Raw genomic sequence first — 19,525 nt, 5'->3', positions numbered from 1 at the left:
TCCGACGTCCGCAAGAGGAGAATAGCGATGAAGATAACCTTTCTCGGCGCCACCCAGACGGTGACGGGCTCCAAGTTTCTGGTGCACAGCGGCGACACCCGCATCCTGGTGGACTGCGGCCTCTACCAGGGCTACAAATGGCTGCGCGAGCGCAACTGGCAGCCGTTGCCGCTGGATATCGACCGGCTCGACGCCATAGTGCTGACCCACGCGCACCTGGATCACTCGGGCTATATTCCCGTGCTGTACCGCCAGGGCTACCGGGGGCCGGTGTATTGCCATCCGGCCACCCGGGCCCTGTGCGAGATACTGCTGGCGGACAGCGGCAACCTGCAGGAAGAAGACGCCCGTTTTTTCTCCCGTCACCAGCTGAGCAAGCATGCCGAGCCTGAGCCGCTTTACGACAGGGCCACGGCGGAGCAGAGCATGACCCTGTTCCGCCCCCTGGAGTTTGGCCAGGTGCTGGATCTCGGCGGGATGCGCCTGCACCTGCAGCCCGCCGGCCATATCCTCGGGGCCGGCAGCTTGATCCTCGAGGCCGAGGGCAAGCGGGTGGGTTTTTCCGGCGATGTGGGGCGACCGGACGATCTCTTCATGTATCCCCCCAAACCCTTGCCGGAGCTGGATCTGCTGTTGCTGGAGTCCACCTACGGCGATCGCCGCCACGAAACGACGGATCCCTTCCTGCAGATGGAGGAGCTGGTCAACACCACGGTGGCCGGCGGCGGCATCATGCTGATCCCCAGTTTTGCGGTGGGCCGCGCCCAGGCCGTGCAGTATTTGCTGACGACCCTGATGGAACAGGGGCGCATTCCCAGGCTCAAGGTGTTTCTCGACAGCCCCATGGCGATCGAGGTGGGCGAGATCTACGAGCGTTTCGCCGACCAGCACAAGCTGAGCCGGGCCGACTGCCGGCGGATGAGCCGTACCATCACCCTGGTGCGCAGCGTGGAGGACTCCAAGGCGCTGGCCGACGAGGTCTACCCCCATATCATCATCGCCGGCAGCGGCATGGTGACCGGCGGCCGCATCCTCCACCATATGAAACGGTTGCTGTCGGATCACCGTACCACCCTGTTGCTCACCGGCTACCAGGCGGGGGGTGGCCGGGGGGCCAAGCTGCAGCAGGGAGCCGAGAGCGTGCGCATTCACGGCGACTGGGTGACCAATCGCGCCCGCATCGAAATGCTGCACGGGCTGTCGGGCCACGCTGACTATGTGGAGCTGCAGCAGTGGCTGGCGGCCTCGGCGCTGACCGCCGACACCCGCATCCAGCTGGTGCACGGCGAGCCCGATGCCCTGGAGGCCATGCGCGATTACCTGCGCCGCACCAGCCCCTACCGGGTGGAGATAGGGGAATACCAGCGGATACTGACCTTTTAGCCTGCCAGCCAGTGGCGGATGGCGGGCAGCAATGCCGGGGAGAGGTCGATGGCATTGCTGGGGTGGGCGACGCCGTTGCCGGTGAGCAGCCGGCGCAGCCCGGCCCGGGCCAGCTCATCTTCTATGTCGTCGGCGAACAGGCCGTGCACGGCGGCGCAGTCCACCGGCCCCATCCCCTGGGCGCGCAGGGCCCGCAGGCAGCTCAGCACGGTCCGGCCGCTGGCGATCACATCGTCCAGGATCAGGGCGCCATGGCTCCGGTAAGCCCCCAGATCCGGCAGGTTTACCTCCACCTCCCGGTCGCCCCTGCGCACCTTCTCGCCCACCACATGGGGCCGGCCGCTGGCCCCGGCCAGCGCCGCCACCCATTGTTCGCTTTCCGCGTCCGGGCCCACCAGCAGCACCGGCTCTGGCCGGCCGCGCAGCCAGTCCGCCAGCAGGGGGGCGGCGTGCACCACTGTGTTCGGCACCGAATAGATCTCGTCCAGGCGGTGGATGCGGTGCAGGTGCGGGTCCACGGTGATCAGCCAGTCGATGCGGGGGGAGAGCAGGCGGGCGAAGCTGTGGGAGCTGAGCGCCTCGCCGGGGTGGAAGCGGGCGTCCTGGCGCAGGTAGCAGAGGTAGGGGGCCACCAGGCCGACCCGGGCGGCGCCGAGCTCCCGCAGGGTGTCGCACAAAAAGCACAGGGGCAGGAACTTGTCGTCCGGGCGGGACAGATCCGCCAGCACCAGGCAGGGGCGGCCCGCCACCTCGCCCAGCAGGCGCAGGTAGCTTTCGCCGTCCGGAAAGCGGCGCCGCTCCAGCCGGCCAGGCTCGGCACCCAGCCCGTGGCAGAGCGGGCCGAGCAGCGGATGCCCGTCTTCCAGCGCGAACAACAGCGGTGTCATGGCGTCTCCCCGATCATAAACAGATCCTGGTTGTCGGCGTAGTAGTCGGCGGCGTAGTCCAGCTCGCCCTGGCTGTCGGCGTAGAGGGTGAACAGCGGCTGGCCCCGGGCCAGGGCCTGACCCAGCTTGGCGTGCAGGCGCAGGCCGGCGGCCGGCGAGATGGGCGCCCCGGCCAGCTTGGCCAGCCGGGCCAGGCGGCGGTTGTCCATGGCCAGCAGGGTGCCGCTGTGGCCGGCGCCCAGCTCCAGCCGGAAGGCCGCCTGGGGAATGGCCTTGAGCCCGCCCTGGGCGGCGCAGATGCGCTGGAACTGGACCCAGGCCTTGCCGGAGGCGAGCAGTTCCCGGGCGCGGGCGATGGCGGCGGCCAGCTCTTCCCCGCTGGCCATGTTGAGCAGGTGGCCGGTAAGGAACAGCGCCCGTTCGCGCAGATCGGCGGGCGCCTGGGGCGCGTTGTTGAGCACGGCGAGGATGTCCAGTGCCTCCTGGGCCGGACCTATGCCGTAGCCGATGGCCTCTTCCCCCCTGGTGGTCAGGCAGCGCAGCCTGAGCCCCAGCGCCTTGCCCACGGTGTCGAACAGGTGCGCCAGGTGCCGGGCCTGGGGTTGACTGCGCACCTTGGCGGTGGGGCCCACCGGAATGTCGATCAGCACGTGGGTGGAGCCGGCGGCCAGCTTCTTGGACAGCACCGAGGCCACCATCTGGCCCTCGCCGTCCACGTCCAGTGCGTGTTCGATACGGATCAGCATGTCGTCCGCCGGGCTCAGGTTGACGGCCCCACCCCAGGCCAGGCAGGCGTTTACCTGGGCGACCGTGGCCTGGATCTGATCCAGGCCGAGGTGCACATTGGTCAGCACCTCCATGGTGTCGGCGGTACCGGAGGGGGAGGTGATGGCGCGGGACGAGGTCTTGGGCATCGTCAGCCCGGCCGCGCTGGCGATGGCCACCACTATGGGGGTGGTGCGGTTGCCGGGCACGCCGCCGATGCAGTGCTTGTCGAGCACCTGCGGTTTGTCCGGCCAGCTCAGGCACTTGCCGCTGGCCACCATGGCCCGGGTGAGGGCGATGATCTCCCCGCTATCGAGCCGGTCGACGCAGGCGGTGACGAAGCTGGCGATCTGCATGTCGGAATAGCGGTGGGCGCTGATGTCCTGGATGATGTCGTCGATTTCCCGGGCCGAGAGGGCATGGCCGTAGATCTTCTTGCGTACCGCGCTCATGGAATGCAGCACCGGGGCGTGGCTCAGGGTCACCGCCTCGCCGCCCTTGAGCCCCAGGCGCTGCCAGGCAATGCGCGAAAAGCCCACCCGGCCGGGCGGCAGTACCGCCTCGGTGACCACGTTGAGGGTGGCGATGATGGCGCGCCCGCCCAGGCTCAACTGCAGGCGGGTGTTGGCATTGAAGCCTTCGGCGCGGCACACCTCGCAGTCGGCCCGCAGGAACACCACGGGCTCCTGGTGGGTGTCTATCCCCATTTCGACGGCGATCAGGGCATGAGGTTCGGTCATGGCAAATACCTTCGGCTGGGCTGCCGGGGCAGTAGGGGAGCAGTCTCTCCTACAAGCCTAGCGCGCCCCTGGGACTCGTGCCCGGCGGCCGCGGCGGGCGCCGGATTTTCAGGCCCCGCTGCCCGTCCGGATCATGGCGAAGGGGCGCAACAGCGCTTAGGCTCTTGTTCAATGGAGCTTTTTACGCGAGAGCCGCAACATGCCCCCATCTCCGGATCCCCGCCTGCCGGTCTATCGTACCCAGGGCCTGACCAAGGTCTACGGCAGCGGACCCTCGGCGGTGTACGCCCTGCGCGGGGTGGAGCTGACGCTGCCCGCGGGGGAGCTGGTGGTGTTGCTGGGCCCCTCCGGCAGCGGCAAGTCCACCCTGCTGAACCTGCTCGGCGGGCTCGACGCCCCCAGCGGCGGCCGGATCTGGTTCTTCGAACGGGAGCTGACCGCCATGGACGAGGCCCGCCTCACCCGCTACCGGCGGCGCCATGTGGGCTTTGTGTTCCAGCTCTACAACCTGATGCCCAGCCTGACCGCCCGGGAGAACGTCGAACTGGTCACCGACATCGCCGAGCAGCCGCTGGACGCGGGCGAGGCCCTGGCCATGGTGGGGCTGGCGGCGCGGGCCGATCACTTTCCCGCCCAGCTCTCCGGTGGCGAGCAGCAGCGGGTGGCCATCGCCCGCGCCGTCGCCAAGCGGCCGACGGTGCTGTTTTGCGACGAGCCCACCGGTGCCCTCGACAGCCAGACCGGTCGCGCCGTGCTGCGGGTGTTGCAGCAGGTGAATCGCGAGCTCGGCACCACGGTGCTTATCGTGACCCACGCCGCCGCCACCGCCGCCATGGCGCACCGGGTGATCCACTTCGCCGACGGCGCCATCCGGGCGGTGGAGACCAACCCTGACCCCTGCGGCGCCGAGGAGATCGAATGGTGAGGATGCCGTGATGAAAGCGCTCGATCGCAAGCTGGGCCGGGATCTGTGGCGGGTCCGGGGCCAGGCCCTGGCCATCGGCCTGGTGATCGCCATGGGGGTGATGCTGCAGGTGATGATGGACGGCCTGGTCAACTCCCTGGAGCAGACCCGGCAGGACTATTACCAGCGCTACCGGCTGGCGGAGCTGTTCGCACCGGTGAAGCGGGCGCCCCGGGCCGTGCTGGAGCGGGTGGCCCGGCTGCCCGGGGTGGCGGCGGTGGAGGGGCGCATCAACGGCGGCGCCCTGCTCAGCCTGCCGGGGCTGGCGGTGCCGGTGCGGGCCCAGGCGGTGTCGCTGCCAGAGTGGCGGACGGCGCGGCTGAACGAGGTGCACCTGGTGGCGGGACGGCGGCCCGATCCCGGCCGGCGGGACGAGGTGCTGCTGCTGGAAGGCTTCGCCAGGGCCCATGGCCTGGCGCCCGGGGATCGGCTGCCGGCCACCCTCAACGGCGCCCGTCGCACCCTGGCCATAGTGGGGCTGGCCCAGGCACCGGAGTTCCTGTACACCACGGCACCGGGCGAGATGGTGCCGGATGACGCCCGCTTTGCGGTGCTCTGGATGAACGAGACGGCGCTGGCGGCGGCCCTGGATCTGGAGGGGGCGGTGAACGAGGTGCTGGTCGGCCTGGCCCGGGGCGCCGAGCCGCGGGCGCTGCAGGACCGGCTCGACCGGTTGCTGGCCCCCTACGGCGCCCTGGGGGCCTACGGCCTGGACGAGCACCTGTCCAACCGCTTTATCGTCGAGGAAATAGCGGGGCTCAGGGTATCCAGCCGCACGGTGCCGCCGGTGTTCCTGGCGGTGGCCGGTTTCCTGCTGTACATGGTGCTGTCGCGCATGGTACAGGCCGAGCGCGACCAGATAGGCCTGCTCAAGGCCTTCGGCCATGGCGACGGGGAAGTGGGCCTGCACTACCTCAAGTTCGTGCTGGTGATCGCCCTGGCCGGCGCCCTGACCGGTGCCCTGCTGGGGGTGCTGGCCGGGCGCGGCCTGAGCGGCTTCTACCAGCAGTACTACAAGTTTCCGTTCCTGCAGTTCGCGGTGGCGCCGTCCGCCCTGCTGCTCGGCCTGGGGGTGAGCCTGCTGGCCGCCGTGGCCGGGGCGGCCCTGGTGCTGCAGCGGGTGTTTGCGCTGGCGCCCGCCGAGGCCATGCGCCCGCCCGTGCCGCCGGACTTCAGCCGGAGCCTGCGCTTCGGCCCGCGCCTTAAGCGCTGGCTGGACCAGCCCAGCCGCATGGTGCTGCGTGGCCTGTGGCGCCAGCCCGGCCGCGCCGCCCTGGCGGTGCTGGGCATGGCGGCGGGCATGGCGCTGTCGGTGGCCATGCTGAGCGTGATGACCGCCTTCGATCGCAGCCTGGAGCTGAACTTCAGCGTGCTCGAGCGGGGCGACGTCACCCTGAGCTTTGTCGATCCCCTGGGCGAGCAGGGCCTCTATGCCCTGGCCCGGATGCCGGGAGTGCTGGAGCTGGAGCCCTTTCGCACCGTGCCGGCCCTGTTCAGTCATGGCCGGCACCGCTATCGCGGCGCCCTCACCGCCCTGGTAGCCGAGCCGCGCCTGTACCGGGCCCTGGATCGCCGGCAGCAGCCCCTGCCCCTGCGCGCCGACGGTGTCATCCTCTCCCGCGCCCTGGCCGAGACCCTGGCCATAGGCCCGGGCGACCGGCTCCGGGTGGAGGTGCGCGAGGGGCGCCGGCCGGTGCTGGAGATCCCGGTGGTGGGGCTGGCCGACACCCTGCTGGGGGCGCCGGCCTTTATCGAACTCGGCGGGCTCAACCGGTTGCTGAAAGAGGGACCGCGGGCGTCCGGCGCCCACCTGCGCATCGACGCCGCCGCCGGCGAGCGGCTCTACCGGGAGTGGAAGGAGATGCCGGTGGTGGCGGGGGTGAGCCTGCGCACGGAGCGGCGGGATGCCTTCCGCCGGGTGATGGACAGCGGCGCCGGCGCCACCCGCTACGTGATGGCGGCCATCGCCGCCGTGATCACCTTCGGCATCGTTTACAACAGCGCGCGCATCGCCTTCGCCGAGCGGGCGCGGGACCTGGCCAGCCTGCGGGTGCTGGGGCTGACCCGCGCCGAGGTGAGCTTTGTGCTGCTTGGCGAGTTGGGGCTGCTGATCCTGCTGGCGCTGCCCCTGGGCAGCCTGCTGGGCTACGGCTTTTCCCTGGCGGTGGCGGCGGGCTTCAGCACCGATCTGTACCAGGTGCCGGTGGCCTTCGAGCCCGCCGGCCACGGCGTGGCGGCCCTGGCGGTGCTGGTGGCGGCGGTGCTGTCCGGCGCCCTGGTGCGGCGCGACATCAACCGGCTGAATCTGGTATCCGCCCTCAAGACCCGGGAGTAATCCATGGCTCGACCCCAGTCCCGCCGCTGGCTCACCCTTGGCACCGCCCTGGCGGTGGCGGTGCTGCTGGTCTACGCCTTCTGGCCCGGGCCCACGCCGGTGGACACCGGCCCGGTGCGGCTCGGCCCCATGGTGATGACCATCGACGAGGAGGGGCGCACCCGGGTGCGCCAGCCCTATGTGGTGGCGGCCCCGGTCGACGGCCGCCTGCTGCGGGTGGAGCTGGAAGCCGGCGACGAGGTCGTCGCCGGCGAGACCCTGCTGGCGCGGCTGTTGCCGGCGGCGCCCGGGCTGCTGGATCGCCGGCGCCGCGAGCAGGCGCTGGCCGGGGTGGCGGCGGCGGAGGCCGCCCTGGGCGTGGCGCGCGCCGAACGGGAGCGGGCGAGGGCGGAACTGGCGCTGGCCGAGGCCGAACTGGTCCGCGGCACCCGCCTGCATGAGCAGGGTGCCGTGACCGCCGCCGGGCTGGACGCGACCCGCCGCGCCGCCCGGGTGGCGCGCGCGACCCTGGACAGCGCCGGGGCGGCGCAGCGGCTGCGCGAGGCGGAGCTGGCCCAGGCCCGGGCGCAGTTGCTGGAGACCGACGCGGGCGGGGGGGCGGAGCCGTTGCCCCTGGCGCTGGTCGCGCCGGTGTCCGGCCGGGTGCTGCAACTGCTGCAAAAGAGCGAGACGGTGCTGGCCGCCGGCACCCCCATCATGGAGCTGGGCGACCCGGAGGGGGATCTGGAGGTGGTGGTGGAGCTGCTGTCGACCGACGCGGTGCAGGTGATGCCCGGCATGGGGGTGATCATCGATCACTGGGGCGGCCCGGCGCCCCTGGCCGGGGTGGTGGAGCGGGTCGAGCCCCGGGGGTTCACCAAGTTTTCCGCCCTGGGGGTGGAGGAGCAGCGGGTCAACGCCGTCATCCGCATCGCCGGCGAGCCGGCCAGGCGCCGCAGCCTGGGCCACGGCTACCGGGTGGAGGCGCGGATAGTGGTGTGGCAAGAGGAGGCGGCGCTGATCGCCCCGTCCAGCGCCCTGTTCCGGGACGGTGAGCGCTGGGCGGTGCTGGTGGTGGAAGGCCGGCGGGCGCGGCTGACCCCGGTGCGGGTGGGGCATGACAACGGCGTCGAGGCGCAGATACTGGCCGGGCTGGAGGCGGGGCAGCGGCTGGTGCTCTATCCCGCCCCCGGGCTGGAGGACGGCGCCCGGGTGCGGCCGCGGGAGGACTAGCCCCGGGCCAGCCCCGGCGGGCTAAGCTTGGGGTATGCCGCTTTTTCATGGTGTCGCCATGGTTCACCGCTATTACGCCAACCTGCTGCTGACGGGGGCCACCGCCGGCGCCCTGCTGGGCGGTGGCCTGCTCTGGCTCGGCGGCCAGCCGGCGCCGGCGCGCTGGCTGTGGCTGGGGGCTTCGGCCTGCGTATTTCTGCTGACCCTCGTCGACATAGTGCGGGCCATGGCGCGCAGGCAGGCGGGGGTTGATCTGCTCGCCCTGTTTTCCATCGGCGGCGCCCTCGCCCTGGGGGAATACCTGACGGCGGGGGTCATCGCCCTGATGCTGGGCAGCGGCCGTACGCTCGAGGACTACGCCGAACGGCGGGCGGGGCGCGAGATGTCGGCACTGCTTGAAAAGGTGCCGCGCCATGCCAACCGCTACCAGGGCCAGGCCATAGTGCAGGTGGCGCTGGCCGCGGTCGAGCCGGGCGACCGCCTGCTGGTGCGCGCCGGGGAAACGGTGCCGGTGGATGGCAGCCTGCTGTCGGAGCAGGCGGTGCTGGACGCCGCCACCCTGACCGGCGAGTCCTTGCCCGTGGATTGCCGTGCGGGCCAGCGCCTGCAAAGCGGCTGCGTCAATGCCGGCACGCCCTTCGACATGCTGGCGACGCATGCCGCCGAAGACAGCGCGCTGAGCGCCATCGTCCGGCTGGTACAGTCCGCCCGCGAGTCGAGGGCGCCGGCCATGCGCCTGGCCGATCGCTATGCGCTGCTGTTCGTGCCCCTGGCACTGGCGCTGGCGGGAGCGGCCTGGGCCTGGTCCGGCGACCCGGTGCGGGCGCTGGCGGTGGTGGTGGTGGCCACCCCCTGTCCGCTGATCCTGGCGGTGCCGGTGGCGATAGTGAGTGCCATGTCGCGCTGTGCCAGCCACGGCGTGCTGATCAAGCACGGCGGCGCCATCGAGAAGCTGGCGCGGGCCGAGACCCTGTTCTTCGACAAGACCGGCACCCTGACCGGCGGGCGCGCCCGCCTGGTGGCGGTGGCCGGCGCGCCGGGGGCCGACGACGAGGCGGTGATCCGGCTGGCCGCGTCACTGGATCAGATGTCCGACCATGCGGTGGCCCGGGCCGTGGTGCAGGCGGCCCGGGAGCGGAACCTGGAGCTGTCGCTGCCCTCGGCGGTGAGCGAACAGGCCGGCAGCGGTATCTGCGGCATGGTCGACGGCCGCCGGGTGCGGGTGGGCAGCCTCGATTATGCCGCCGGCCTGGAGCCTTACCCGCCCTGGGTGGAACGGCTGGCGCGGCGCGGCGGCCAGGAGGGGAGCGGCGCTGTTTATGTCGCGGTCGACGGCCGCCTGGTCGGGGCCCTGCAGATGGCGGACGAGATCCGGCTCGACACCCCGCGGGCCCTGCGGCTGCTGCGGCTGGCCGGTATCCGGCGCAGCGTCATGCTGACCGGTGACAGGCGCGAGGTGGCGGAAACCATTGGCGGCGTGCTGGGGGTGGACGAGGTGCTGGCCGAGCAGACCCCGGCGGCGAAACTGGCCGCCATTGCCGCCTCCTGTGAACATGGCGTGACCCTGATGGTGGGCGATGGGGTCAACGATGCCCCGGCCCTGGCGGCGGCCGACGTGGGGATTGCCATGGGCGCGCGCGGCGCGGCGGCCGCCGCCGAGGCGGCGCAGGTGGTGCTGTTGGTGGACCGGCTGGACCGGCTGGCCTTTGCCCTGCGCATTGCGCAGCGGGCCAGGGCCATCGCGCTGCAAAGCGTGACCCTGGGGTTGGGACTGTCCATGATCGCCATGGTGATCGCGGCGCTGGGCTACCTGCCACCCCTGGCCGGCGCCCTGTTGCAGGAAGGGATAGACGTTGCGGCTATCCTCAACGCCCTGCGCGTGCTGGGGCTGGAGCGCCAGCCCTTGGAAGCGCGCCTGTCGGAGGACCGGGTACGGCGGCTGCGGGAAGAGCACGCCGCCATGCTCCCGGTGCTGGAGCAGATCACCCGGCTGGCCGACCGGGTGGCGGAGCTGCCAGCGGAACAACTGCTGGCCGGCCTGCAGCGGCTGCTCGCGGCCCTGCGCCAGGAGATCCTGCCCCACGAGCGGCGCGACGATACCGAGCTGTATCCGCAGGTCGCCCGCCTGATCGGGGGCGACGATCCCATGGCGACCATGAGCCACACCCACCGGGAAATCTACAAGGCGGTGCAGGGGCTGGAGCGCCTGGCCGCGGCGCTCGAGGCGCCGGAGCTGGCGTCGCCCGCCCTGCCCGAGCTGCAGCGTGCCCTGTACGCCCTCGACACCATACTGCGCCTGCATTTTGCCCAGGAAGAAGAGCTGTACCACAACCTGGCCGGATAAGCCCGGCGCGCCTGGTCTACCTCATCCGCCGTACGGCTCCCGGGGCGGGCATTTCCCCGCCGGCGTGGCGGCCGGGGATGCTAAGATGGAGGTTGTATCCCGGCAACCGCAGGACAGACTCCTATGCTCCGCCCCCGTATCGCGCCCCACCAGCTCATCCACCAGCACCAGCCGCTGGCCCGGGACGATCTGGGCGTGCTGTGCTGGAATACCCAGAAACTGACCCTGAACCCCGAGTTCCGGCTGTGCCTGGCGGGGCTGATGCAGCGCTTTCCCACCAGCCTGCTGCTGTTGCAGGAGGCCAAGCTGGCGCTGCACGGCCGGTGGCAGCTGGAGGGCTGGTCCTACGCGGTGTCGCCCAATATCCAGACCCCGGCGCACCTGTTCGGGGTGCTGACCGCCGGCCAGTGCGCCTTCGACGAAGTCACCGCCCTGCTCAGCCGCACCCGGGAGCTGCGCTTTGCCACCCACAAGAGCCTGATCCTCACCCGCCACCCCCTGGCCGGGGGCGAGCAACTGCTGGTGGCCAATATCCACGCCATCAACTTCGTGCATCACGGCCTGTTCCACCTCGAAATGGAGCAACTCAAGCGGGAACTGCTGCTCCACCGGGGGCCGCTGATCGTGGCCGGGGATTTCAACGTCTGGAGCCGGCAGCGCCGGCACTACCTGGCCGAGTTCTGCCGGGCCACCGGCCTGCAGCAGGCGGTGATGGAAGACCCGCACCATATCAAGCACTACTTCCGCCAGCCCCTGGACTTTATCTTCTACCGGGATATGAGACTGCACTCGGCCACCGCCATCAATACCGACATGGTCTCCGACCATAATCCCATCTACGCCCGCTTTTCGGTGTGAGGGGGCCAAACGAAGTCATGCCCGCGAAGGCGCTGAGGGATCCCCAAAAAAAATCGGCAGGCATGGTAGATTGCGTCTTTATTAATCGCCAAAAAAACAAAGACGTTCCGCCATGCCTGCCGTGTCCTCAGTTTGCCATAAATTCTTCGCGTCTGCCTTTGCTCCTTTTCATCAGGCTCGGGTAAAAACCCTGCTGAACTGTGCCGAAGGACTCATTACCGGCAACACCCTCTCCTTGACCCGGATTGGACGACATCTGCCCGGCAAAGCCTGCGTCAAGCACAAGATAAAACGCGTCGACCGCTTTCTTCGTAATGAGAAGGCCCACCAGGACTGCGTCACCATGAGTGCCGCCCTGACCCGCCGCATCACCGATTGCTTGCCCTGCTGCTTCATTGCCATTGACTGGAGCGGCTGTTGCAGCCAGGACTTTCATGTCTTGCGCGCCAGCCTGGTGTATGAAGGTCGCAGCCTGCCCTTGCTGAACCGTGTTGTGCCCTCTGCGCGGCAAGAAAATCATGATGAACATCAGCAGTTTCTGCTCGATCTGCATGCCGCCCTGGGGGCACACCAGCGGGTCATTCTTCTGTCGGACGGTGGCTTTAAAACGCCGTGGCTGAATCAGGTGCGGGCGTTGGGCTGGGTGTTTGTAGGGCGAGTGCGCGGGCGCATCCATGGCAAGTTGGATAACGAGAAAGAGTGGTATCCCGCGGCCACGCTGGCCCAGCAGGCGACGGCTACCCCGGAGGCGCTGGGAGCGGGCCTGTTGGGTAAGACAGTGAAGCCGGCCTGCCCGGTTTACTATCACCAGTACCATGCCCCCTCGAAGGGACGGCACAAGAAACGGGGCAAGAAGCAGCCCATGTATCCCCAGGCAGAGAAGCAGTATCGCGACGCAGCGGAAGAGCCGTGGCTGCTGGTGACCTCGGATGCGGACCTCACTGCCCGGCAGGTCGTCTCTCTGTATCGGAAGCGGATGCAAATCGAGCAGAACTTCCGTGATGACAAGAGCCAGCGTTATGGTTTTGGCTGGAGCAACAGTAAAAGTCAGGGGGAGGGTCGCTTGGGTCAACTGTGCCTGATAGCCCAGGTAGCAACCCTGTTCCTGTGGTTGGTGGGGTTCGAGTGCGAACAACAAGGGCTGCATCGGCGATACCAAGCCAACACCGAGGAGCGTCGGGTACTTTCCTTTTTAACCTTGGGAAAACAGGTGATTATCCATGAGCCGAGGAGAGTAACGGGCTCGCTACTGGAGCGAGCCTTAACACGCTTGAGCCGTATCTACACCCTCATGGAAGAGGTCGCGGCATGACCAGAAAAAACTGGGGAGCCCTCAGCGCGAAGGCGGGCATCCAGGGCGGGCGGGGCTGATCCAAACAGGTTTCACTCCGCTGCCAGCTGCTCCGCCAGTTGCCGGGACAGCTCCAGCAATTCGTCGGCCTCGGCCAACCCGTCGATAAGGCGCTGGGGGATGCCGGACAGCCCCACCTGGGCGCCCACCAGGGTGCCGGTGAGCATGGCGCGGGCCTGGTTCTGGCCGCCGCCGTTGATGGCGTGCAGCACGGCGGCCTCGAAGTCGTCGTGAAAGCGGGCGGCCAGGTAGTAGGCGGCGGGCAACTGGTGGTAGATGGCGCAGGGCATGCCGTACACCAGCGAGACCTTCCAGGCCGGCTCGATGCGGATGGCGGGATCCTCGGCGGCCCTGGCCACGCACGAGGGGGTGAGCAGGGCGTCCGGCGAGGCGAAGCGGCCGGCCCGGGGCGGCTCGGGGGCATGGGGCGGCGGCGGTTGCAGCCGGTTGCCGGTGACGGTATGAAAGGGCAGCTCGTCGGCCTGGACCAGCGCCATCAGCTTGCCGGACAGGGCCGGATCCAGCCGGTGCCCCTGCACCAGCAGGCCGGTGACGGCGCCGAAGGCCACCGTCATCGCCACCAGGTTGTTGTCTATCTGGGTGAGCACCGTATTGGCCGCCACCGCCTCGGCCAGCCGGCGCGGCGAGCGGGCGTGGCGCACGGCGATGGCCAGGGTGCGCTCTATCGCCTCGGTGGTGTCGGCGTGGCCGCCGCAGCGGCCCCAGGGGTGGCCTTCTTCCACCCGCTTGTGCCAGGCATCGCGCATCGACTGGCTGGTGTAGCCGCCGGGGCCGGCATGGGGCGTGCCGTCGAGCAGGGGGAAGAAGTCATGGTCCAGCCGCCAGCAGAAGTCGGCCTCGTCGTAGTCGCCGCAGTCCACCAGGGAGGCCAGGGTCAGCTTGAGCAGCAGGCCCGCCTGGGAGAGTTCGCCGGCCTTCAGCCCTTCGTGGTAGCGGCCGGGTTTGGGCGTGGTGTAGCCGTCGATCCAGTCGCCGTGGTCCCGGTGCAGCTGGTCGAGATCGTAATACCAGTGCGGGCCCACGCCCAGGGCTTCGCCGATAAAGGCACCCATGATGGCGCCGGCGGCGCGATCCTGCAGGGGAGAAAGAGGGGGCATGGCGGCTTCTCGGTAAGGGGGACAATCTCTATTGTAGGCGCTGGCGCCAGGTCCGGCGGCGGCGCCTTCCCGAACCCCGGTGGCGGGTGGTTTACACTAAAAGACACCGAGGCCGGATCCGCCCCGCCAACCATGGAGTTTACATGAAAAAACTTGCCGCTTTGATCCTGGCCGGCTGCGCCGTGCTCGGCGCCGGACTGACCGCCCCACAGGCCCAGGCCTGTACCAGGGCCGTTTACCTGGGGGAGGAGGGGCGGATCCTGACCGGCCGCACCATGGACTGGAAAACGGACATCGGCACCCACCTCTGGGTGCTGCCGCGCGGGGTGGAGCGCCACGGCGCCGCCGGGCCCGCCTCCCTGCGCTGGACGGTGAAATACGGCAGCGTGATCGCCAGCGCCTACGACCTGGCCAGCAGTGACGGCCTGAACGAGGCCGGCCTGGCCGCCAATCTGCTGTGGCTGCCCGACTCCGTCTTCCCCGAACCGGACGGCACCACCCCGACCCTGTCGCTGTCGCTGTGGGCCCAGTACATGCTCGACAATTTCGCCACCGTGGCGGAAGCCGTGGAGCATGTGCGCAAGCACCCCTTCCTGGTGCTGACCGGCCAGGTGCCCGGGCAGGACAGGGATGCCCTGGTGCACCTGTCGTTGTCCGACGCCGGTGGCGACAGCGCCATCATGGAATACCTGGATGGCGAGCTGGTCATCCACCACGGCCGCGATTACCAGGTGCTGACCAACGAGCCGCCCTACGCGCAGCAGCTGGCCCTGCTGCAATACTGGGAGAACATCGGCGGCACCACCATGCTGCCGGGCACCAACCGGCCGGCCGACCGCTTCGCCCGGGCCCATTTCTACATCAATGCGGTGCCCAGGGTGGAGGACGCCCGCCTGGCCACCGCCGCCGTGTTCAGCGTGATCCGCAATGTGTCCGTGCCCTACGGCGTGAGCACGCCCGAGGTGCCGCATATTTCCTCCACCCGTTGGCGCAGCGTGGTCGACCACAAGGATCTGCGCTACTACTTCGAGTCTGCCCTCAGCCCGAGCACCTTCTGGCTGGATCTCCAGGGCCTCGACTTCGCCCCGGAAGCGGGCAGCCGGGTGCTGCGCCTGGGTGAAGACCAGCGCCGGATACTGGCCGGCGAGGTGTCGGCGGAGCTGGAGGCGAGCGAGCCGCTGACCTTCCAGCCCGCCGCCGTCGAGGCCGGCTTAACGCCATGAAGGCCGCCCCGCTGCTGGCATCGCTCCTGCTGCTGGCCGGCTGCGGGCCCGAGCCGGACCGGGTGCTCGGCACCCTGGAATGGGATCGCATCACCCTGCCGGCCCCGGCGGCGGAGCCCGTCACCCGGCTGGCGGTGCGGGAAGGCGAGCGGGTGATGCCGGGGCAGGTCCTGGTACAGCTGGACGACGGCCTGGCCCGGGCCCGCTGGGCCGCCGCCGAGGCCGAGGTGCAGCGACGGCGGCAACTGCTGGCGGAGCTGCGTGCCGGCCCCAGGCCGGAAACCATAGCGGTGGCCCGGGCCGCCCTGGCCGCCGCCCGCGCCGAGGAGCGGGAAGCCCTGGCCCAGTATCGCCGCCTGCGCACCCTGGAGCAAAACGGCCATGTGTCCCGCGCCGACAGCGACGCCGCCAGGGCGGCGGCGGAAAGTGCCGGGGCCCGGGCGGAGGCGGCCCAGGCGGCCCTGCTGGAGTTGCAGCGGGGCACCCGCCCCGAGCAACTGGCCCAGGCGGAGGCGGCGCTGGCCCAGGCCCGGGGCGAGGCCGAGGCGCTGTTGCTGCAGCTGCAGAAACTGACCCTGCGGGCGCCCCGGGCGGGATGGGTGGACAGCCTGCCCTTCAAGGCGGGCGACGAGGCGCCGGTGGGCGGCCCGCTGGCGACCCTGCTGGTGGGCGACAGCCCCTATGCCCGGGTGTATGTGCCCGCGCCCCTGCGCCCGGGTATAGGGGTGGGGGACGCCGCCCGGGTGATGGTGCCGGGGGTGGAGCCGGGCTTTCGCGGGCGGGTGCGCATGATCCGCGGCGAGCCCGGCTTTACGCCCTATTACGCGCTGACCGGCGAGGACGCGGCGCGGCTCAGCTACCTGGCGGAGATCCAGCTGGGCGAGGACGCCGCCGGGCTGCCCGCCGGCCTGCCCCTGAGCGTGACCTTCGAGGAGGCCGCCGATGCCCGATGACGCCCTGGCCATCCGCGCCAGCGGAATGAGCAAAGACTTCGGCGGCCTGCGCGCGGTGGACGGGATGGACCTCGGGGTGGCGCGGGGGCAGGTGTACGGCTTTCTCGGCCCCAACGGCTCCGGCAAGTCCACCAGCATCCGCATGCTGTGCGGCCTGCTGACCCCCTCCGCCGGCCGGATTGAGGTGCTGGGGCTGCGCATTCCCGAGCAGGCCGAGGCGCTGCGCCGACGCATCGGCTACATGACCCAGCATTTTTCCCTGTTTGCCGATCTCACCGTGCGCGAGAACCTGGAGTTTCTCGCCGCCATCCAGGGCCTGTCCCGGCGGGCGGGCGCCCGGCGGGTGGACGAGCTGCTGCGGGAATATCGTTTTTCCGACCGGGCCGGGCAGCTGGCGGGCGCCCTGAGCGGCGGCGAAAAACAGCGGCTGGCGTTGGCGGGGGCGGTGATCCACCGGCCGGAGCTGCTGTTCCTGGACGAGCCCACCAGCGCGGTGGACCCGGAACTGCGCCGGGATTTCTGGGAAAAGCTGTTCGAGCTGGCGGACGGGGGCACCACCATACTGGTGTCGACCCACTACATGGACGAGGCGGAACGCTGCCACCGGCTGGCGATCCTGGATCGCGGCCGCCTGGTGGCGGACGGCAGCCCGGCGGCACTGACCGGCACCCTGAGCGGCCGCACCCTGGAGGTGTGCTGCGCACAGCCGCGGCAGGCGAAACAGCGGCTGCTGGCGCTGCCAGGGGTGCTGAGCGTGGCCCAGATCGGCAACAGCCTGCGGGTGCTGGTGGCGGAACGGCAGGGCAGCGGGGCGGCGGCCCGCATCGGGCAGGCGCTGGCGGGACTGGCGGCCCAGGTGCGGCCGACCCGGCCGAACCTGGAAGACGTTTTTGTGGCGGTGACCCGCCGCGACGGCGGCCCGGCGGGCGGGGCGACGCCGTGAACGGGCGCCGGCTGTGGGCGGTGGTGCAAAAGGAGCTGCGCCAGATCCGCCGCGACCGCATCACCCTGGCGATGATCGTCGGCATTCCCCTGCTGCAGCTGACCCTGTTCGGCTACGCCATCAACCTCAACCTGCGGCACCTGCCGGCGGCCATCGCCGACGAGGCGCGGACCAGCCAGTCGCGCCAACTGGCGATGGACATGATTGCCACCGGGGTGATAGCGCCGGTGGCCGAGGCGAACAGTGCCGGGGAGCTGATGCGGCTGCTGCGCCGGGGCGAGATCCGCGTGGGGGTGGCGATCCCGGCCGACGTTGAGCGGCGCCTGGCCCGGGGGGAAGAGGCGGTGCAGGTGCTGGTGGACGGCAGCGACACCGTGGTGCAGAGCGCGGCGCTGCAACTGGCGCAGCTGCCGCTGGCCCGCCGGGCCGAGGAGCGGCCTTCATCGTCGGTGCCCCTGCCCGCAGCGCCCATCGGCGTGGTGAGTTTTTACAACCCGCAGCGGGTTTCCGCCATCAACATAGTGCCCGGGCTTATCGGCATCATCCTGACCATGACCATGGTGATGTTCACCGCCGTGGGCATAGTGCGCGAGCGGGAGCGGGGCAACATGGAGCTGCTGATCGCCACCCCGCTCGGCCGCGCCGAACTGATGATCGGCAAGGTGCTGCCCTACGGACTGATCGGCCTGGTGCAGACCAGCCTGATCCTGCTGCTCGGCCTGCTGCTGTTTGCGGTGCCCATCCGCGGCAGCGTGCTGGATGTGTACTGGGCCAGCCTGCTGCTGATCCTGGCCAACCTGAGCATGGGCCTGCTGATTTCCACCCGCGCCCAGTCGCAGTTCCAGGCCATGCAGATGACCTTTTTCATCTTCCTGCCGTCCATCCTGTTGTCCGGCTTTATGTTTCCGTTCGACGGCATGCCCCGGCCGGCCCAGTGGATTGCCGAAGCCCTGCCGCTGACCCACTTTTTGCGGCTGATCCGCGGCATTATGCTGCGCGGGGCGGGGCTGGCCGAGCTGTGGCCGGAGGTGCTGGCGCTGCTCGGCTTTATTGCGCTGATGATGACCCTGGCGATTGCCCGCTTCCGCAAGCGGCTCGACTGAGTCGCCGCTCAGCGGCCGGGCTCGCGCACCCGGGTCAGCAGCCAGGCGCCGAGGGCGAACAGCACCAGCAGGCTGAGCAGCGACAGCCGGTTGCTGCCGGTGGCCAGCGCCACCGCCCCCACCAGCAGGGGCCCCAGCACCGCCGCGAACTTGCCCACCATATTGAACAGGCCGAAGTAGGCGCCGGCCTGGTCGGCGGGGATCAGCCGGGAATAGAAGGAGCGGGACAGCGCCTGCACCCCGCCCTGCACCAGGCCGATGGCCCCGGCCATAAGGAAGAACTGGCGCTCGGTTTGCAGGCCGTAGCCCCAGGCGGTGACCCCCACGTAGACCAGCAGCCCCAGGTAGATGGCCTTGCGGGTGCCGATGCGCTCGCCCAGGTAGCCGAAGGCCACGGCGGCGGGAAAGGCGATAAACTGCACCATCAGCAGCGCCGCCACCAGGCTGTTGCTGTCGAAGCCCAGGGCCATGCCGAAGTCCACCGCCATGCGGATAACGGTGTGCACCCCGTCGATATAGAGCCAGTAGGCGATAAGGAAGGTGAACACCGCCGGCCGGCCCGCCGCCTGCCGCAGCAGGGCGACCAGGGCGGCGAAGCTGGTGTCGGTGCCGGCAGCGGCGCCGGCGGGCCGCTCCTTCACCCAGAAGAACAGCGGCAGGGAAAACAGCGTCCACCAGGCCGCCACCATCACGAAGGAGACCTTCACCGCCTGGGTGGCCGAGGCCAGGCCGAACCACTCGGGCTGGGTGGCCATCACCACGTTGAGCGCGAACAGCAGGCCGCCGCCCAGGTAGCCCAGGGCATAGCCCCAGGCCGAGACCCGGTCGCTCTCTTCCGGGGCGGCCACGTCCACCAGCAGGGCGTCGTAAAAGGTGAGGCCGCCGAAAAAGCCGACGCTGGCGGCGGCGAACAGCAGCGCCGCCAGCAGCCATTGGCCCTCGCCGGCCCAGAACAGCCCCAGGGTGGGCAGCACCCCGATCAGGGTGAACAGCAGCAGCAGGCGCTTTTTTGCGCCGTGCCGGTCGGCCACGGTGCCCAGCCAGGGGGACATCAGCATCACCAGCAGGCTGGCCGCCGAGCTGAACAGCCCCAGCCAGAAGGTGCTTTGGGCCGCCGCCATCTCCCCGGCCCAGTACTGCTTGAACAGCACCGGAAAAAAGCCGGCCAGCACGGTGGTGGCGAAGGTGGAGTTGGCCCAGTCGTACAGCGCCCAGGACCAGGCGGCACGGTTTTTAAGGGTAAGGGTGGTCATGGAGAGATCCTCGAATGGGGAGTGGGGCCGATCATCGCACGCCTCCTTTACCGTTGGGTGTCGGCCGGGGAGGGCAATCCGACCCTGGCCGAC

General features: G+C 70.0%; 15 protein-coding genes. 11 read left to right on the top strand and 4 right to left on the bottom strand.

From position 1 onward, the window contains the following. The first annotated feature begins 27 nt into the window (after window positions 1-27). Complete coding sequence (locus AN401_RS18355) at window positions 28-1,383, top strand: MBL fold metallo-hydrolase (RefSeq protein ID WP_096780134.1); 1,356 nt, start codon at window positions 28-30, stop codon at window positions 1,381-1,383. Here AN401_RS18355 and AN401_RS18350 read toward each other — a convergent pair. Together AN401_RS18350 and AN401_RS18345 are read right to left on the bottom strand one after the other, a co-directional pair. Continuing rightward, window positions 1,380-2,270 carry a ribose-phosphate diphosphokinase gene (locus AN401_RS18350; protein WP_096780133.1) on the bottom strand — a complete coding sequence of 297 codons (891 nt, stop codon included), beginning with the start codon at window positions 2,268-2,270 and terminating at the stop codon, window positions 1,380-1,382. The two genes, AN401_RS18355 and AN401_RS18350, sit on opposite strands and share 4 nt — an antisense overlap. Further along, on the bottom strand, window positions 2,267-3,775 hold the full coding sequence (locus tag AN401_RS18345; protein ID WP_096780132.1) for a thymidine phosphorylase family protein: 1,509 nt from the start codon (window positions 3,773-3,775) through the stop codon (window positions 2,267-2,269). Before AN401_RS18345 ends, AN401_RS18350 begins: the two co-directional genes overlap by 4 nt. 199 nt (window positions 3,776-3,974) lie before the next feature. Here AN401_RS18345 and AN401_RS18340 point away from each other — a divergent pair, with 199 nt between their 5' ends. The 6 genes from AN401_RS18340 (at window position 3,975) to AN401_RS18315 (ending at window position 12,800) form a co-directional block, all read left to right on the top strand. Then, on the top strand, window positions 3,975-4,700 hold the full coding sequence (locus AN401_RS18340) for an ABC transporter ATP-binding protein (protein ID WP_096780131.1): 726 nt from the start codon (window positions 3,975-3,977) through the stop codon (window positions 4,698-4,700). Window positions 4,701-4,710: 10 nt separating this feature from the next. Next, on the top strand, window positions 4,711-7,074 hold the full coding sequence (locus AN401_RS18335; protein ID WP_232513345.1) for an ABC transporter permease: 2,364 nt from the start codon (window positions 4,711-4,713) through the stop codon (window positions 7,072-7,074). Window positions 7,075-7,077: 3 nt separating this feature from the next. After that, a complete protein-coding gene (locus AN401_RS18330; protein WP_096780129.1) occupies window positions 7,078-8,286 on the top strand; it encodes an efflux RND transporter periplasmic adaptor subunit in 1,209 nt (402 codons plus the stop codon). 58 nt (window positions 8,287-8,344) lie between these two features. Beyond that, window positions 8,345-10,630 carry a heavy metal translocating P-type ATPase gene (locus AN401_RS18325; RefSeq protein WP_096780128.1) on the top strand — a complete coding sequence of 762 codons (2,286 nt, stop codon included), beginning with the start codon at window positions 8,345-8,347 and terminating at the stop codon, window positions 10,628-10,630. 123 nt (window positions 10,631-10,753) lie between these two features. Beyond that, entirely contained in the window at window positions 10,754-11,488 is a 735-nt protein-coding gene (locus tag AN401_RS18320; protein ID WP_094041357.1) for an endonuclease/exonuclease/phosphatase family protein, read from the top strand. A 112-nt stretch (window positions 11,489-11,600) separates the two neighbouring features. After that, complete coding sequence (locus tag AN401_RS18315; RefSeq protein WP_096780127.1) at window positions 11,601-12,800, top strand: IS4 family transposase; 1,200 nt, start codon at window positions 11,601-11,603, stop codon at window positions 12,798-12,800. 71 nt (window positions 12,801-12,871) lie between these two features. On the opposite strand, the gene AN401_RS18310 is transcribed toward AN401_RS18315, so the two are convergent. Next, the gene (locus tag AN401_RS18310; protein WP_096780126.1) at window positions 12,872-13,957 is read right to left on the bottom strand and encodes an ADP-ribosylglycohydrolase family protein; all 1,086 of its coding nucleotides are present in this window, start codon (window positions 13,955-13,957) and stop codon (window positions 12,872-12,874) included. Window positions 13,958-14,100: 143 nt separating this feature from the next. Here AN401_RS18310 and AN401_RS18305 point away from each other — a divergent pair, with 143 nt between their 5' ends. The 4 genes from AN401_RS18305 to AN401_RS18290 are packed head-to-tail and all read left to right on the top strand — an operon-like array spanning window position 14,101 to window position 18,179. Next, window positions 14,101-15,180 (top strand): linear amide C-N hydrolase, encoded by a 1,080-nt coding sequence (locus AN401_RS18305; RefSeq protein ID WP_096780125.1) that lies wholly within the window; start codon window positions 14,101-14,103, stop codon window positions 15,178-15,180. Continuing rightward, window positions 15,177-16,133 (top strand): HlyD family secretion protein, encoded by a 957-nt coding sequence (locus AN401_RS18300; RefSeq protein ID WP_096780124.1) that lies wholly within the window; start codon window positions 15,177-15,179, stop codon window positions 16,131-16,133. Before AN401_RS18305 ends, AN401_RS18300 begins: the two co-directional genes overlap by 4 nt. Beyond that, complete coding sequence (locus AN401_RS18295; protein ID WP_198401770.1) at window positions 16,123-17,076, top strand: ABC transporter ATP-binding protein; 954 nt, start codon at window positions 16,123-16,125, stop codon at window positions 17,074-17,076. Before AN401_RS18300 ends, AN401_RS18295 begins: the two co-directional genes overlap by 11 nt. Next, window positions 17,073-18,179, top strand: coding sequence for an ABC transporter permease (locus AN401_RS18290; RefSeq protein ID WP_096780123.1), 1,107 nt, complete (start codon window positions 17,073-17,075; stop codon window positions 18,177-18,179). Before AN401_RS18295 ends, AN401_RS18290 begins: the two co-directional genes overlap by 4 nt. An 8-nt stretch (window positions 18,180-18,187) precedes the next feature. Here AN401_RS18290 and AN401_RS18285 read toward each other — a convergent pair whose 3' ends face one another. Further along, complete coding sequence (locus tag AN401_RS18285) at window positions 18,188-19,432, bottom strand: MFS transporter (protein ID WP_096780122.1); 1,245 nt, start codon at window positions 19,430-19,432, stop codon at window positions 18,188-18,190. Window positions 19,433-19,525 lie beyond the last annotated feature (93 nt).

This window comes from Zobellella denitrificans, from assembly GCF_002407485.1.
GTDB lineage: Bacteria > Pseudomonadota > Gammaproteobacteria > Enterobacterales > Aeromonadaceae > Oceanimonas > Oceanimonas denitrificans.
Note: the sequence above shows the minus strand (reverse complement) of the source record. Positions and strands in the feature narration are given on the sequence as shown.

Excerpts from the sequence above, each read along its gene's own strand:
- AN401_RS18355 (WP_096780134.1), top strand. The coding sequence starts at position 28 with ATGAAGATAACCTTTCTCGGCGCCACCCAGACGGTGACGGGCTCCAAG.
- AN401_RS18350 (WP_096780133.1), bottom strand. The coding sequence starts at position 2,270 with ATGACACCGCTGTTGTTCGCGCTGGAAGACGGGCATCCGCTGCTCGGC.
- AN401_RS18345 (WP_096780132.1), bottom strand. The coding sequence starts at position 3,775 with ATGACCGAACCTCATGCCCTGATCGCCGTCGAAATGGGGATAGACACC.
- AN401_RS18340 (WP_096780131.1), top strand. The coding sequence starts at position 3,975 with ATGCCCCCATCTCCGGATCCCCGCCTGCCGGTCTATCGTACCCAGGGC.
- AN401_RS18335 (WP_232513345.1), top strand. The coding sequence starts at position 4,711 with ATGAAAGCGCTCGATCGCAAGCTGGGCCGGGATCTGTGGCGGGTCCGG.
- AN401_RS18330 (WP_096780129.1), top strand. The coding sequence starts at position 7,078 with ATGGCTCGACCCCAGTCCCGCCGCTGGCTCACCCTTGGCACCGCCCTG.
- AN401_RS18325 (WP_096780128.1), top strand. The coding sequence starts at position 8,345 with ATGGTTCACCGCTATTACGCCAACCTGCTGCTGACGGGGGCCACCGCC.
- AN401_RS18320 (WP_094041357.1), top strand. The coding sequence starts at position 10,754 with ATGCTCCGCCCCCGTATCGCGCCCCACCAGCTCATCCACCAGCACCAG.
- AN401_RS18315 (WP_096780127.1), top strand. The coding sequence starts at position 11,601 with ATGCCTGCCGTGTCCTCAGTTTGCCATAAATTCTTCGCGTCTGCCTTT.
- AN401_RS18310 (WP_096780126.1), bottom strand. The coding sequence starts at position 13,957 with ATGCCCCCTCTTTCTCCCCTGCAGGATCGCGCCGCCGGCGCCATCATG.
- AN401_RS18305 (WP_096780125.1), top strand. The coding sequence starts at position 14,101 with ATGAAAAAACTTGCCGCTTTGATCCTGGCCGGCTGCGCCGTGCTCGGC.
- AN401_RS18300 (WP_096780124.1), top strand. The coding sequence starts at position 15,177 with ATGAAGGCCGCCCCGCTGCTGGCATCGCTCCTGCTGCTGGCCGGCTGC.
- AN401_RS18295 (WP_198401770.1), top strand. The coding sequence starts at position 16,123 with ATGCCCGATGACGCCCTGGCCATCCGCGCCAGCGGAATGAGCAAAGAC.
- AN401_RS18285 (WP_096780122.1), bottom strand. The coding sequence starts at position 19,432 with ATGACCACCCTTACCCTTAAAAACCGTGCCGCCTGGTCCTGGGCGCTG.